At 57.1% G+C, this 15,236-nt stretch carries 3 protein-coding genes; 1 reads left to right on the top strand and 2 read right to left on the bottom strand.

Features of this window, described 5'->3' with window-relative positions:
• Nucleotides 1–96: 96 nt before the first annotated feature.
• The gene (locus ACYVHX_RS08230) at nt 97–7,482 is read right to left on the bottom strand and encodes a putative Ig domain-containing protein (protein ID WP_460671154.1); all 7,386 of its coding nucleotides are present in this window, start codon (nt 7,480–7,482) and stop codon (nt 97–99) included.
• Between the two features lie 318 nt (nt 7,483–7,800).
• On the opposite strand from ACYVHX_RS08230, the gene ispE reads away from it, so the two are divergent.
• Complete coding sequence (gene ispE / locus ACYVHX_RS08225) at nt 7,801–8,607, top strand: 4-(cytidine 5'-diphospho)-2-C-methyl-D-erythritol kinase (RefSeq protein ID WP_460671153.1); 807 nt, start codon at nt 7,801–7,803, stop codon at nt 8,605–8,607.
• Nucleotides 8,608–8,685: 78 nt separating this feature from the next.
• Here the strand turns inward: ispE and ACYVHX_RS08220 are convergent, their stop codons facing one another.
• Nucleotides 8,686–14,913, bottom strand: a complete 6,228-nt coding sequence (locus ACYVHX_RS08220; protein ID WP_460671152.1) for a putative Ig domain-containing protein — start codon at nt 14,911–14,913, stop codon at nt 8,686–8,688.
• Between the last annotated feature and the right edge of the window lie 323 nt (nt 14,914–15,236).

Raw genomic sequence — 15,236 nt, 5'->3', positions numbered from 1 at the left:
GGGGAAAGCGTTTCTAAACCCCGATTATTACTACTGTATTCACACAAAAAAAACCGCAGACAACCCGTCTGCGGTTTTTTATTTTGAATTGATTGCTTAGCGGTTGATCAACAAGCGTTTGATGATTTGCTGATCGGTCGTTTTCAGTTGCACAAAGTGAATGCCGGTTCCACCTTCACTCAGGTCGACGGTTTTCTGCTGCGACTGACCCGTACCAACGATGGACTGTTGCCACATAATCCGGCCCAGCACATCCACCACCTGCAATTGCGCTTTCTTCTGTTCGGCCAGCCGGTAGCTGATCACAAACCGACCGTTGCTGGGGTTGGGGCTAACCGTTAATTCCGCAGTCAACTCGGCATCCGGGGCGGCCTCGCGACCTCCATTGGGGCAGGTCAGCGTTTTGGGAGATCCTTTCAGGGTGAAGCCGCTGCCCGGCACCCGACCGCTGATCGTGTGGGACTGACCATCCCTGAGCGAAGACGGCACCGTGAAATTGTAGCCGTGGACCCCGTTGCCTTTGCCCGCCGATTGCAGGTCAGGCCGGGCAATGTTGGCATCCACCTGGCCAATTACCGTCGTCCCATCCAGGAACTCCAGGGCAATGATGGTATTAGGCTTATCGCGATCCCAAACCCAACCCTGAATGCTGCTGCAATTGACCACATCCAGATACCCGTCGTAGTTGCCCGGACCGCTGAATCCTCCCGTCGGGGGAGGATTGCCGGGACCACCGCTGGTGTTGACCGTCAGGGTGATGGCTCTGGTAACGGGGCTGCTCTTGCCGTCGGTGGCTGCGTAGGTCAGATTAAAGGTCCCACTGGCCGTGGGCGTTCCGTCGATCACCCGGGTGCTGGCGTTGAAGCCCAAGCCGGCGGGCAAACCGCTCAGCGTATAGGTCAACATATCCCCGTTCGGATCGGTGAAAACCGGCAGGGTGGTGTTGTAGGCCGTGTTGACCGTGCCCGTTGGCAGTGAAACCGTGGGGGCCACCGGCGGCTGGTTGCCCGGCGTAGCAGTATTGACCGTCAGGGTGATGCTGATGGAGACAGCCGCACTCTTGCCATCGGTGGCCGAGTAGGTCAGCGTTGACCCCCCCGCCCCGGTGGGTGTGCCTGAAATGGTCCGGTTGGCCGCGTTGAAGCCTAAACCGGCGGGCAAGCCGCTCAGCGTGTAGGTCAACGCATCATTGTTAGCATCCGTGAACATCGGCAGTTGGTTGCTGTAGGCGGTGTTGGCGGTGGCCGTCAGCGTGGGAGCCGCAGGAGCGACGGGCGGCTGGTTGGTCGGTGGCACCCCGGTTCCGGCACAGTTGATGGTTTTGGGGGCCCACTTGAGCACGTAGGTTGATCCCTGCACCCGGGCCCAGATGGTGTGATTCTGACCATCCTTGATCTGGTCGGGGATGGGGAAGTCGTACCAGTGTTCGCCGTTGCCCTTGCCCGCATCCTTCAGGTGCTGGCGGAAAGCATTGGCAACAACAGATCCAAGCGGGGTGCCGGAAGCAATCGAAGCGCCGTCGAAGAACTCAACAGTGAAACTTGCGTTTACTTTGTTCCGATCATAAACCCAGCCCGAAAGGGTACTGCAATTGACTTCCTGGGTCAGATACCCCTCAAAGTCACCCGTAACAACAGTTCCTCCGTTGACCGTCAGCGTCAGGTTCAGGTCGGTTTTGGCCTCTCCGTCATTGGCTGAGTAGATCAGCGGGAAGCTGCCCTGCTGGGTGGGTGTGCCCGAAATGGTCCGGCTGGCCGCGTTGAACGAAAGACCGGCGGGTAAACCGCTCAGCGTGTAGGTCAGCGCATCGCCGTCCGCATCCGTAAACACGGCTAAGCTAGTGTTGTAGGCTGCATTGATCGTGCCCGTTGGCAGTGAAACTGTGGGGGCCACCGGCGGCTGATTGCCCGGCGTAGCAGTATTAACCGTCAGGGTGATGCTGATACTCACGGCGGCACTTTTGCCATCAGTAGCCGAGTAGGTCAGCGTTGACCCCCCCGCGGCTGTGGGCGTTCCGTCGATCACGCGGGTCGTGGCGTTGAAGCCCAAGCCGGCGGGCAAACCGCTCAGCGTGTAGGTCAACACATCCCCGTTCGGATCGGTGAACACCGGCAGGGTGGTGTTGTAAACCGCGTTGACCGTGGCCGTCAGTACTGGAGCCGCAGGAGCCACCGGCGGCTGGTTGCCCGGTGCTGTGGTGTTGACCGTCAGGGTGATGCTGATACTCACGGCCGCACTCTTGCCATCGGTGGCCGAGTAAGTCAACGTCGAGCCGCCCGCGGCCGTGGGCGTCCCGTCGATCACCCGGGTGCTGGCGTTAAAGCCTAAACCGGCGGGCAGACCGCTCAACGTGTAGGTCAGCGCATCGTTGTTAGCATCGGTAAACACCGGCAAGGTGATAGTATAAGCGCTGTTGACGGTGGCGGTCAGGGCTGGAGCCGCAGGAGCGACCGGCGGCTGGTTGGTGGGCGGTACGCCAGTTCCGGCACAGTTGATGGTTTTCGGTGCCCACTTGAGCACGTAAGTTGATCCCTGCACCCGGGCCCAGATGGTGTGATTCTGACCATCCTTGATCTGGTCGGGGATGGGGAAATCATACCAGTGTTCGCCATTGCCCTTGCCCGCATCCTTCAGGTGTTGGCGGAAGTCACCAGCCTCGATCGACCCCAGCGCTCGGCCCGCGTCAATGGATGGGCCGTCGAAGAACTCGATGAACACATGGGCATTGGGGCGGGTGCGGTCATAGGCCCAGCCCGAAAGCGTGTTGCAGTTGACTTCCTGAGTCAGGTAACCATCGAAGTTGGCGGCTGGTGCGGTAGCACCCCCGTTGACCGTCAGCGTCAGATTCAGGTCGGTTTTGAGCGTGCCGTCGTTGGCCGAGTACACCAGCGGGAAGCTGCCCTGCTGGGTGGGCGTGCCCGAAATCGTGCGGTTTGCCGCATTGAACGACAAGCCCGTTGGCAGTCCGCTCAGCGTGTAGGTCAGCGCATCGTTATTAGCATCGGTGAACACCGGCAGTTGGTTGCTGTAGGCTGCATTGATGGTGGCCGTTGGCAGTGAAACCGTGGGGGCCACCGGCGGCTGGTTGCCCGGCGTAGCAGTATTGACCGTCAGGGTGATGCTGATGGAGACAGCGGCACTCTTGCCATCGGTGGCCGAGTAGGTCAGCGTTGACCCCCCCGCCCCGGTGGGTGTGCCTGAAATGGTCCGGTTGGCCGCGTTGAAGCTTAAACCGGCGGGCAAACCGCTCAGCGTGTAAGTCAACGCATCGCTGTTCGGGTCCGTGAAAACCGGTAATTGCTGGCTGTAGGCGGTGTTGACCGTGGCCGTCAGGGTCGGAGCCGCGGGAGCGACTGGTGGCAGGTTGGTCGGTGGCACGCCGGTTCCTTCACACTTCAAGGTTTTCGGTGACCACATCAGCACGTAGGTCGACCCCTGCACCCGACCCCAGATGGTATGCGTCTGGTTGTCTTTCAGGCTTTCGGGAACCGTGAAATTGTAGCCGTGGGCGCCGTTGCCTTTGCTCGCATTGAGCAGATCCTGCCGAAAAATGTCGGCCGAAATAGAACCGATCGAAACCGCCGTAGCCGCCGTCGCTCCGTCCAGGAATTCAACGGTAACCGGGGTGTTGGGTTTATCCCGATCCCAGACCCAACCCGAAATCGCACCGCAGTTCACGTTGTCCAGATACCCTTCAAAATTTCCTACAACGACCTGTGTTCCGTTGACCGTCAGGGTGATAGTTACATCGGTTTTTTTCTGGCTGTCAGCCGCCGAATACGTCAGCGGGAAGCTGCCCTGTTGCGTCGGGGTGCCCGAAATCGTGCGGTTTGCCGCATTGAACGATAAACCGGCCGGCAAGCCGACCAGCGTATACGTCAGCGTTTCGGAATCCGTGAAAACCGGTAATTGCTGGCTGTAAGCGATGTTAACGGTGGCCGTCAGGGGCGAAACCGACGGCGGAACCGGCGCCGGATTGGTGCTGCCGCCGGCCGCAACCGCCAGTGAAACCGGCAGGTCGGTTTTGATCTTTCCGTCATTGGCCGAATACGTCAGGGTAGAATTACCCGTTGCGGTAGGCGTTCCTGAGATGGTCCGGGTGGCTGCGTTGAACGAAAGCCCGGCGGGCAACCCGCTCAGCGTGTACGTCAAGGCATCACTGTTTGGATCCGTGAAAACCGGCAATTGCTGGCTGTAAGCAACATTGACCGTAGCCGTCAGGGGCGAAACCGTGGGCGCGACCGGCGGCTGGTTGGCCGGTGGCACACCCGTACCTTCGCAGGTCAGTGTTTTGGGCGACCACATCAGCACGTACGTCGAATTTTCAACCCGACCCCAGATGGTCTGCGTCTGGTTGTTCTTGATGCTGTTGGGAACTGCGAAACTGTACCCGTGGGCGCCGTTGCCTTTGCCCGCCTTTTTTAGATCATCCCGGTAAATATTCGCAACGGTGGTGCCGATTTTCGTGGCACTTTCAATCGTGGGGTTGCTGCCGGTAGCCGCCAGGAATTCGACGGTGTAGGGAGCATCGACTGCATCGTAGTTGAAAACCCAACCCGTAATGGCGTTGCAATTGACCTGATCCAGATACCCTTCGAAATTGCCGACAATAACCGGACCGGTGTTCGTACCAACCGTTAGGGTAAAAGTAGCCGTAACCGCCGGATTCTTGTTGTCATTGGCCGTGTAGGTCAGGGTATACGTGGCGTTTTGCGTCGGTGTTCCGCTGATCACGCGGGTGGCTGCGTTGAACGTCAGCGTGTTGGGCAAGCCGGACAGCGTGTACGTCAAGGCATCTCCTTCCGGATCGGTGAAAGGCGTCAGGGTTGTGTTAAAGCTGGTATTGACGGTGGCCGTCAGGTTGTTGATGGAGGGCGCAACCGGCGGCTGGTTGACCGGCGGGCCGGTGGTTCCGGACGTTGTCTCCGTCGCCGTATTGCTGTTGGGGGATATGTTCCCCGTCGGATCAACGGCCCGAACAAAGAAATAGTATTCCGTACCCGACGACAGACCCGTGGCGTTGTAGGTCGTTCCGGAATTGACATCAGCAATCTTGACGTTGTTGCGGTAGACTTCATACCCGGAAACGTTAACGTTGTCGGTCGAAGCCGTCCAGGTTAACCGCATCGAGTTTTGAGTAACGTTGCTGAGTGACAGGTTGGTCGGAACGGTCGGCGGTTGTTTGTCCGATGCGTCGGAAACCACGTTAAACGATTTCTCAACCGGGCGGGCGGGTTTAAAACCGTCGCCACCGTGCTGGGCGGCCCGAACGGTCACTTTTCCCAGACGACCCGTCAGGAACACTTTGCCTTCCGCGACGACCGCAGGGCCTTCAATGACGTAGAAAACGACCGGTTTTCCGGACGAAGCCGACGCTTCGGGCGTGAACGGCGGGGAATTGGGCGCCCGGTCGCTGATGTTGTTGAGCGTAATCGTCTGCGAATTGCCGTCGCAGTTCGGGTAGATATACCGGATGGTTTCGGTTTTTAATCCGCCCGCATCGGTTACCTCCAGTTTGACACCGTACCAGTAGGTCAGCGTACCGTCACAGCCGATGGGTGGCAGCGAAGCCACCGGCGTCTGGCCGTCGCTGATGAAATCATCGTGCTGGTGGTCGTTGTGAAACAGCGAAACCGTCCATTTGTAGCTCAACTGATTGGCCGGGGTTTCGTCATTAATGACGGCCGACAGCGTGATGTTCCGGATCTGGGTCAGGTCCATCTGCGTCTGGTTGTCAATGCTGGTACTGACAATAACCGGGGCGGCATTGGTGGCGCTGCTGACCGTAATGACTTTCTGCGTCTGGTGGGTTTTTCCGTCCGGATCGGTAACGGTCAGTTTGACGGTGTAATTCGTTGAAGTCGTCGAATTGGTGGTAAAGGTTTTTTCCGGATTGGCGGCCGTACTGCTCGTGTTATCGCCAAAATCCCAGGCATACGTCAGGGCTTTGCCTTCCGGATCGTACGACGTGTTTCCGGTAAATTTAACGTTCAGCGGGCTCGGGCCATTGGATTTGTCCGACAGAATAATGGACACCGGAGGGCTTCCGCCCGCTCCACCGTTGTAGATCATCCGACGCACGCGTTCCCCGCCGTTTTCCGGATAGCGCAGGTAATACATGTTTTTATCGACCGGATTGAACGCTACGCAGGTGATGTACTGGTAGGAACTACCGCCGTCCAGCACTTTCCCGATGGTTTCGGGCTGGGGCTGGTTGTCGCTGTCGAAAGCCATTTTGCTAATCCAGCCGCCGTTGAAATCGGCAAAATAATACGCATTCTGGTATTCGGCCGGGTAGTTACCACCGCCGGGGTGCCAGCTTCCGCCAACGGCACAATAACCGGGTAGCTGACCGGCAGCCGTGTTGCGGCTATCGGTGATGGTTCCGTTGCGGTTAATCTGCCCCGGTCCCGAACGCCAGGAAACCACCGGTTTGGTGAAATTAACCCCCGCCGGTTTGTACTCGGTTTTGTTGTACGGGCGAGTCGACGGATTCTGACCTTCCTCGAAAGGCCAGCCGTAGTTGGCGCCTTTCTTGATGACGTTGATTTCTTCCCAGTCTGTAAAACCGACGTCCCCAACGTACAGAGCACCCGGATTCCCGGCGTTGATGTCCGTGCTGCCGGTGTTCGGGCGAACGTTCCCGCGGAAGGGCTGGCGCATGCCCGATGCATAGATCCGGCTTTTGATGGCCCGCGGGTTGCCCCCGTCATAATCGGGGTTACCCGGTAAACCGTCACCGTTTTCGGGGTTGACCCGGAGAATTTTGCCCGACAAAGAATAATTGACCTGTGACCGGTAGCTGCCAATGTTCTCGGCCGCGGTCATAAAACCGTTCTGAATGGATTGGTTGTAGTAGGATTCGGAGTAACCCCCCTGGTCGAAGGCGGCCGCGGCCCCGTCGCCGGTCGGGATGATCAGCGAGCCGTCGGTTCCCATCATAATCCCGCCCCCCGCGTGTGAGTTGGACGTCAGCGGAATACAATCGCCGGGAATGCCCTTGCTGGGGTTGTTCGGGTCGGGCGCACCGATCAGGATTTTTCGGCTGTCGCCCCGAATGGAACGAAAACCGTCGTCCTTGTTGGCTTCGTAACGGGTGACGCGGGCGTAGGTGCCCTGCCATTTGACCGACGCGTATTTAATGACATAAAAAAGATAAAACCGGCCGTTGTTCAGGAAGTTGTTGTCCAGCGTCATCCCCAGCAAACCGAAATCATCATAGCGACCAATTTCACCGGAGATATCCAGCAACTGGGATCGTTGTTTGGTTTGCGGATCGACCCGGTACACCCGGCCGTCGATGGTCCAAACATACATACCGCCGTTTTTGTCGAAGGTAAGCCCAACGGCACCGGATAAATCGTTTGCGTAAACTTCCTCAGAAAAACCGGGTTTGTACTGGCTGTAGGAGTTGGTGACAAAACACACCAGGAGTGTGAAAACGAGGGCGTAGGATTTGAGTTGGGTACAAAGATTTGTCATAAGATAAAATTTACATTGATGTGGCCACTCAGCGCAGATCTTACTCACATTAACGGGACGAGATGGGATAGAATAAAGCCATTTCAGGGGATAGGACGGTTTTTACCGGACTAAGAACAGTATATTTAGTGCCTGAAATTTTGAGTTTCGTTGCGAAACTTCGCAAGAAATATAAGAAAAATGCAAATGCCTTCAATTTGAACGGTAATGGTTTTACTGAACGGTAAAAGCTAATGCGTTGATAATCAAAATAATTGGCAACAAAATACGTATTCATTTGTTCTGAAAAAATTATTAAAAGGACCTAGTCTAACTGGAATGATTCGTTTCCCCAATGCCAAAATTAACATCGGTTTACAGATCACCGAAAAACGGTCGGACGGTTTTCATACTCTCGAATCCTGCTTTTATCCGGTTCCGCTGAATGACCTGCTGGAGATTATTCCGGCGCCCCAAACTTCGTTTGAAATGGGCGGCACCAGCATTCCGGGCCCGGCCCATACCAACCTCTGTCTGCGGGCCTACGAACTGCTTCAAACTGATTTTGACCTGCCGCCCGTCCGGATGTATCTGCACAAACTGATTCCGATTGGGGCTGGTCTGGGGGGTGGGTCAGCCGATGCTTCGTTTACATTACGTCTTTTGAATGAGCTGTTTACGTTAGCGTTATCGGTAGAGCAACTAGAGACGTATGCCCGCCAGCTGGGAAGCGACTGTGCTTTTTTTATCCAGAACCGTCCGGTGTATTGCGTTGAAAAAGGCGATCAGTTTGAAGACATTGAATTATCCCTAAGCGGCTACACGATTGTTCTGGTTTACCCGAATCTGGCCATTTCGACGGCGGAAGCTTACGGCGGTGTTCGTCCGCAAAAACCGCCTGTGTCGCTGCGCGAGCTCCTGCAAAACCCCGTTTCGGGCTGGCGGGAAACGGTCCGGAACGACTTTGAAAATCACCTTTTCAAAATGTATCCAATTTTGGATAAAGTTAAACAAGAACTATACCAGATGGGCGCCGTATACGCCAGCATGAGCGGTTCCGGCTCCACTATTTATGGCCTTTTTGAGCAAGTGGTGCCCTTACCGGATCATTTTCAGGCTTATCAGGTCTGGCAAAAGGTGTTATAACCGCCTTTTGCGCCCACCCGTCCCATCAACAAAGAACCCGCAACGACTACTGGCGGGTTCTTTGTTGATGGCATCGGATCAGCGATTAATCAGCAATCGTTTGGTAACAACCTGCTTAACCGTTTGCAACTGAATTAAGTACAAGCTGGCCCCGGCCGTACTCAAATCCACCGTTTCACGTTCAACATTTCCGGTGCCGATCGTCGGTTTTTGCCAGATCGACCGACCTACCATATCGACCACCTGCAAGTCGGCCCGTTGACCGGCGTTGACCCGGTAGCTGATTTCGACCCGGCCCCGGCTGGGGTTCGGGCTGACGCTCAGCTCCAGGCTGATTTCGGCGCTTTCGGGACTGCCTTGCCGGCTTCCGTTGGGGCAGGTCAGCGTTTTGGGGGATCCTTTCAGCGTGAAGCCGCTGCCCGGCACCCGACCGCTGATCGTGTGGGACTGACCATCCTTGAGCGAAGACGGCACCGTGAAATTGTAGCCGTGGACCCCGTTGCCTTTGCCCGCCTTCTTCAGATCCTCCCGATCAATGTTGGCATCCACCTGGCCAATCACCGTGCCACCATCCAGAAATTCGACGGTAACAACGGTATTAGGCTTATCGCGATTCCAGACCCACCCCTGAATACTGCTGCAGTTGACTATATCCAGATACCCGTCGTAGTTACCTGGACCGCTGCTGCCATTGCCTGGGGTGCTAGTGCCATTGACCGTCAGGGTGACGGCTCTGGTGACGGGGCTGCTCTTGCCGTCGGTGGCTGCGTAGGTCAGATTAAAGGTCCCACTGGCCGTGGGCGTTCCGTCGATCACCCGGGTGCTGGCGTTGAAGCCTAAGCCGGCGGGCAAACCGCTCAGCGTATAGGTCAACGCATCCCCGTTCGGATCGGTGAACACCGGCAGGGTGGTGTTGTAGGCCGTGTTGACCGTGGCCGTCAGCGTCGGAGCCGCAGGAGCGACCGGTGGCTGGTTGCCCGGCGTAGCAGTATTGACCGTCAGCGGAATGCTGATGGAGACAGCGGCACTCTTGCCATCGGTGGCCGAGTAGGTCAGCGTTGACCCCCCCGCCCCGGTGGGTGTGCCTGAGATCGTCCGGTTGGCCGCGTTGAAGGACAGGCCGGCGGGTAAACCGCTCAGCGTGTAGGTCAGCGCATCGCTGTTCGGGTCCGTGAAAACCGGTAATTGCTGGCTGTAGGCGGTGTTGACCGTGGCCGTCAGCGTCGGAGCCGCGGGGGCCACTGGCGGCTGGTTGGTCGGTGGCACCCCGGTTCCGGCACAATTGATGGTTTTGGGGGCCCACTTGAGCACGTAGGTTGATCCCTGCACCCGGGCCCAGATGGTGTGATTCTGACCATCCTTGATCTGGTCGGGGATGGGGAAATCGTACCAGTGTTCGCCGTTGCCCTTGCCCGCATCCTTCAGGTGTTGGCGGAAGTCACCAGCCTCGATCGACCCCAGTGCTCGGCCCGCGTCAATGGATGGGCCGTCAAAGAACTCGATGAACACATGGGCATTGGGGCGGGTGCGGTCGTAAGCCCAGCCCGAGAGCGTGTTGCAGTTGACTTCCTGAGTCAGGTAACCATCGAAGTTGGCGGCTGGTGCGGTGGTGCCCCCGTTGACCGTCAGCGTCAGGTTCAGGTCGGTTTTGAGCGTGCCGTCGTTGGCCGAGTACACCAGCGGGAAGCTGCCCTGCTGGGTGGGCGTGCCCGAAATGGTCCGGTTGCTGGCGTTGAACGACAAGCCCGTTGGCAGTCCGCTCAGTGTGTAGGTCAGCGCATCGTTATTAGCATCGGTGAACACCGGCAGTTGGTTGCTGTAGGCTGCATTGATCGTGGCCGTTGGCATTGAAACTGTGGGCGCGATGGGCGGCTGGTTGCCCGGCGTAGCAGTATTGACCGTCAGGGTGATGCTGATGGAGACAGCGGCACTCTTGCCATCGGTGGCCGAGTAGGTCAGCGTTGAACCCCCCGCCCCGGTGGGTGTGCCTGAGATCGTCCGGTTGGCCGCGTTGAAGCTTAAACCGGCGGGCAAGCCGCTCAGCGTGTAGGTCAGCGCATCATTGTTGGCATCCGTGAACACCGGTAATTGCTGGCTGTAAGTGGTGTTAGCGGTGGCCGTCAGCGTGGGAGCCGCAGGAGCGACTGGCGGCTGGTTGGTCGGTGGCACCCCGGTTCCGGCACAGTTGATGGTTTTGGGGGCCCACTTGAGCACGTAAGTTGATCCCTGCACCCGGGCCCAGATGGTGTGATTCTGACCATCCTTGATCTGATCGGGGATGGGGAAATCGTACCAGTGTTCGCCGTTGCCCTTGCCCGCATCCTTCAGGTGCTGGCGGAAGTCACCAGCCTCGATCGACCCCAGTGCTCGGCCCGCGTCAATGGATGGGCCGTCGAAGAACTCGATGAACACATGGGCATTGGGGCGGGTGCGGTCATAGGCCCAGCCCGAAAGCGTGTTGCAGTTGACTTCCTGGGTTAGGTAACCATCAAAGTTGGCGGCTGGTGCGGTGGTGCCCCCGTTGACCGTCAGCGTCAGGTTCAGGTCGGTTTTGAGCGTGCCGTCGTTGGCTGAGTAGACCAGCGGGAAGCTGCCCTGCTGGGTGGGGGTGCCCGAAATCGTGCGGTTGCTGGCGTTGAACGACAAGCCCGTTGGCAGTCCGCTCAGTGTGTAGGTCAGCGCATCGTTGTTGGCATCGGTGAACACCGGCAGGGTGGTGCTGTAGGCTGCATTGATCGTGCCCGTTGGCAGTGAAACCGTGGGGGCGACGGGCGGCTGGTTGCCCGGTGTAGCAGTGTTGACCGTCAGGGTGATGCTGATGGAGACAGCGGCACTCTTGCCATCGGTGGCCGAGTAGGTCAGCGTCGAGCCGCCCGCCCCGGTGGGCGTGCCTGAAATGGTCCGGTTGGCCGCATTGAAAGAAAGACCGGCGGGCAAGCCGCTCAGCGTGTAGGTCAGCGCATCATTGTTGGCATCCGTGAACACCGGCAGTTGGTTGCTGTAGGCGCTGTTGACCGTGGCCGTCAGCGTTGGAGCCGCGGGAGCGACTGGTGGCAGGTTGGTGGGCGGTACGCCGGTTCCTTCACAGGTGATCGTTTTCGGTGACCAGGTCAGCACGAAAGTCGAGTTGAGCACCCGCCCCCAGATGGTCTGTGTTTGGTTGTTTTTGATACTTTCGGGAACCGCGAAACTGTACCCGTGGGCGCCGTTGCCTTTGCCCGCTTTTTGTAAATCCTGCCGGAAAATGTCGGCGGAGGTTGAGCCAATTGAAACCGCCGTAGCGACCGCCGTACCCGCCAGAAACTCGACCGTGACCGGGGTGTTCGGTTTGTTGCGATCCCAGACCCAACCTGAAAAACTAGTGCAATTGACCTGATCCAGGTACCCTTCAAAGTTGCCCGTAACTACCGGGCCGGTTCCGCCAGCCGCAACGGCCAGTGCAATGGCCAGATCGGTTTTGAGCGATCCGTCGGTGGCCGAGTAGGTCAGCGTAAAGCTGCCTTGCTGGGTCGGTGTGCCCGAAATGGTGCGGTTTGCTGCCGTGAACGACAGGCCCGCCGGTAAACCGCTCAGCGTGTAGGTCAGCGCATCGTTGTTGGCATCGGTGAAAACCGGCAGTTGCATACTATACGCTGCGTTGACCGATGCCGTCAAAGGCGAAACCGCCGGAGCCACTGGCGGTTGGTTGCCCACCGGAGCTTCCAGGGTTTTGGCGTTGGCCGTGTTGCTGTTTCCGGAGCTATTCAAAGCCGCATCCCGGGCCACCACCACAAAGGCGTAGGTGGTGTTCGGGCTTAAGCCCGTAACCGCAAACGTGGTTCCGTTGACACTATTGGTGTTGATCTTGTTCCCATCGCGGTAAACGTCGTATCCCGTTACGCCCACGTTATCGGAGGACGCATTCCAGTTGAGTTGCAGCGAGTTGGGAGTAATGTTGGAAGCCGCCAGACCACTGGGCGCCGTCGGTGCCTGCGTATCAGGCGTCGAAGGGGCGTTGTTGGTCACCATAAACGACCGTTCGACCGGCTGGGCGTACTTGTACTGGCCGTTGCCGTGCTGGGTGGCCCGGATCGTGACGAGGCCAATCCCGCCGGTCAGTTTCACCTGACCGTTTTCAATGGTGGCAGGACCGTTGACTGAAAACAAAGTGACCGGCAAACCCGACGAAGACGAAACCGGTGGCCGGAAAGCCGCAGTTGTGGGAGTTTTGTCCGCTATCGGATTAAAGGTAATCGTTTGCTGCTGGCCCGAACACGTCAGGTAAATGTATTTGGTGTAGGTGGTCGTCAAACCGCCACCGTCAGTAACATTAAGTTCAAGCCCGTACCAGTAACTGGCTTCGCCGTCGCAATTCCCTTCCAGCAGGTTGACCGTGCCGCCCCGGTCGTTGATAATAGAGACCGCGTGCCGGTGGTCATTGTGGTACAGGTAAACCGTCCACTGGTATTTCAACTGATCGGAGGGCGTCTGCGCATCCGTTGCGGTCGCATTCAGGTTGATGGTCTGGGGCAGGGAAATCTGGTTGTAACCGTCTACGGAAGTCGACTGAACGACCGGGGGCGTGTTATTGAGCGAAACAACGGTTTGGGCCGTGTGGCTTTTGCCCTGGCCATCCGTCACTTTCAGGGAAACATTGTAGGTTTTTTGTCCCCCGTTCGTAAACGTTTTGGCGGGCGGATTCATCGTCCGGTTGATGGAGCTGCCATCGCCAAAATTCCACTCGTAGCTGAGCGGAGTTCCTTCCGGGTCGTACGAATCTTTCGCCGAAAAATTAATGGTCAACGGGCTGCTGCCGTACGATTGGTCTTTGGCGATCACCGCGGTCGGGGGCTGGTTCGTCGTGAACGCCAGCTGGCGAACCAGCGATTTTTCACCCAGCGTAACATAATAAATGTTCCGGTCGTACGGATTGAACGCCATGCCCACAATCCGGTCGGAATATTCCGTTACCACCATTTTGTTGGTCATCTTGAAGAGGCTGTTCGACTCCGGACTTTCGTCGTGGCCGAAACGCGCCCCGGCAATCCAGCCGCTGCCGTAGTCGGCGAAATAATACGTATCCTGCAACTCTTTCGGGTAGTTGCCCCCGCCTTCGTGCCAGACGCCACCGACGATGCAGTTGCCTTCCAGCGGGCGTTTGTCGGCGCTCGTAACCGCGTTGCCCTGAATGATTTCGGTGTTCTTGTTTTCGCGGTACTGAATCCGGGGTTTGATCGGATTCGCCGGTTTGAAGGCTTCGCTTTTCCAGTAACCCAACCGGCCCTGGCTGTGGCCTTCGTAGTAGGGCCAGCCAAAATTCTGGCCGGGAGCCGACACGACGTTGAGTTCTTCCCAGGACGAAAAACCGACATCCCCGACGTAGAGCACGCCCGGATTTCCGTTGTTGGGATTGGAATCGCCGGTTTTGGGCCGCACCGACATCCGGAATGCCTGCCGGAATCCCAGGGCGTAAACCCGGTTTTGGGCCTCTTTCAAATCCCCACCCTTGAAAAAAGGATTTGACGGATAACCGTCGCCGTTTTCGGGGTTGATCCGGAGAATTTTACCGCAAAGCGAGAACAACGCCTGCGATCGATACGCCCCGATGTTTTCCGAAATTTTATTTTTGTCGTAGGAGTTACAGCCGCCGTAGCCTTCAGAGGGGACGGTTTTGATGATTTTTTTGTCGATGGCTTCGCGGTACCAGGTCGTGGCATTACAGCCAATGTCTACTTCGATAAAGCTGGACCCATCGCCCGTTCCCAGGAGAAGGCTGCCATCCGCGCCGGTTACCAGACCACCTCCCGCGTGCGAAAGCGTCACAATCGGGATGCCATTTTCCAGGGTTTCACCGATCAGGATCTTCCGGCTGGCCGGGTCCGCTTTGTATTCATTGCCGGGATTGACGGTGTAGCGCGTAAGCCGGCCGATGGTGGTAACATCTTCGGTCGTTTTGTTGGGCTGATAACCGGGTTTGCCGAAATTTTCGTACCAGTACATATCAACCATGTAGTAGACATAAAACCGGTTGTTGTTCAAAAAGTCGCGGTCGAGGGTCATGCCCAGCAACCCGTGGTCGCCATAACCGGCCACTTCTTCCTGAATGTCGAGAATGACGGTGGGTTTGGTTTCTCCGCGCTTGATGCGGTAAACCAGGCCGTAGCGGCAGGCTACGTACAGGTTACCGGCGTTATCGAAGACAATACTGGTGGCGGCTTTGAATGTGACGGCAGGGTTGGGAGTTGGGGTAGCCGAATTAATGTAATCCTTGTCTTCCATATTAATTCCCACCTGCCCGTATCCTATCAGCGATAGAAATACAGACAATATCAGAACAGCACACGTACGTGAAGTAAAGGAGTTGAGCATAGAATGAAGAGTTGAATGAATATGATAAGCACCTCAGCCAGAGCCAGAAAAATAGAAGAATCTTAATATTTCGGAAAGATAGGCAACAAAAACTGGGCCGCAAAACCGAAAGTTACTTTAACTTAGTATTCGGTTATACAATTTGGACTTGCTTTTGTCCAATTAGTAGGTAAAAACGCTTAACAAACAGGATTTTTTTGCCTATGAATCAACAGTCGTACATACGGTAATAAGTGATTCAGCGGTCAGACACTGTTCCGGTTTTTTGACTACTTTTAAGC

The organism is Larkinella ripae (assembly GCF_054780775.1).
Note: the sequence above shows the minus strand (reverse complement) of the source record. Positions and strands in the feature narration are given on the sequence as shown.

Coding starts and splice junctions, on each gene's coding strand:
- ispE (WP_460671153.1), top strand. CDS start 7,801: ATGATTCGTTTCCCCAATGCCAAAATTAACATCGGTTTACAGATCACC.
- ACYVHX_RS08230 (WP_460671154.1), bottom strand. CDS start 7,482: ATGACAAATCTTTGTACCCAACTCAAATCCTACGCCCTCGTTTTCACA.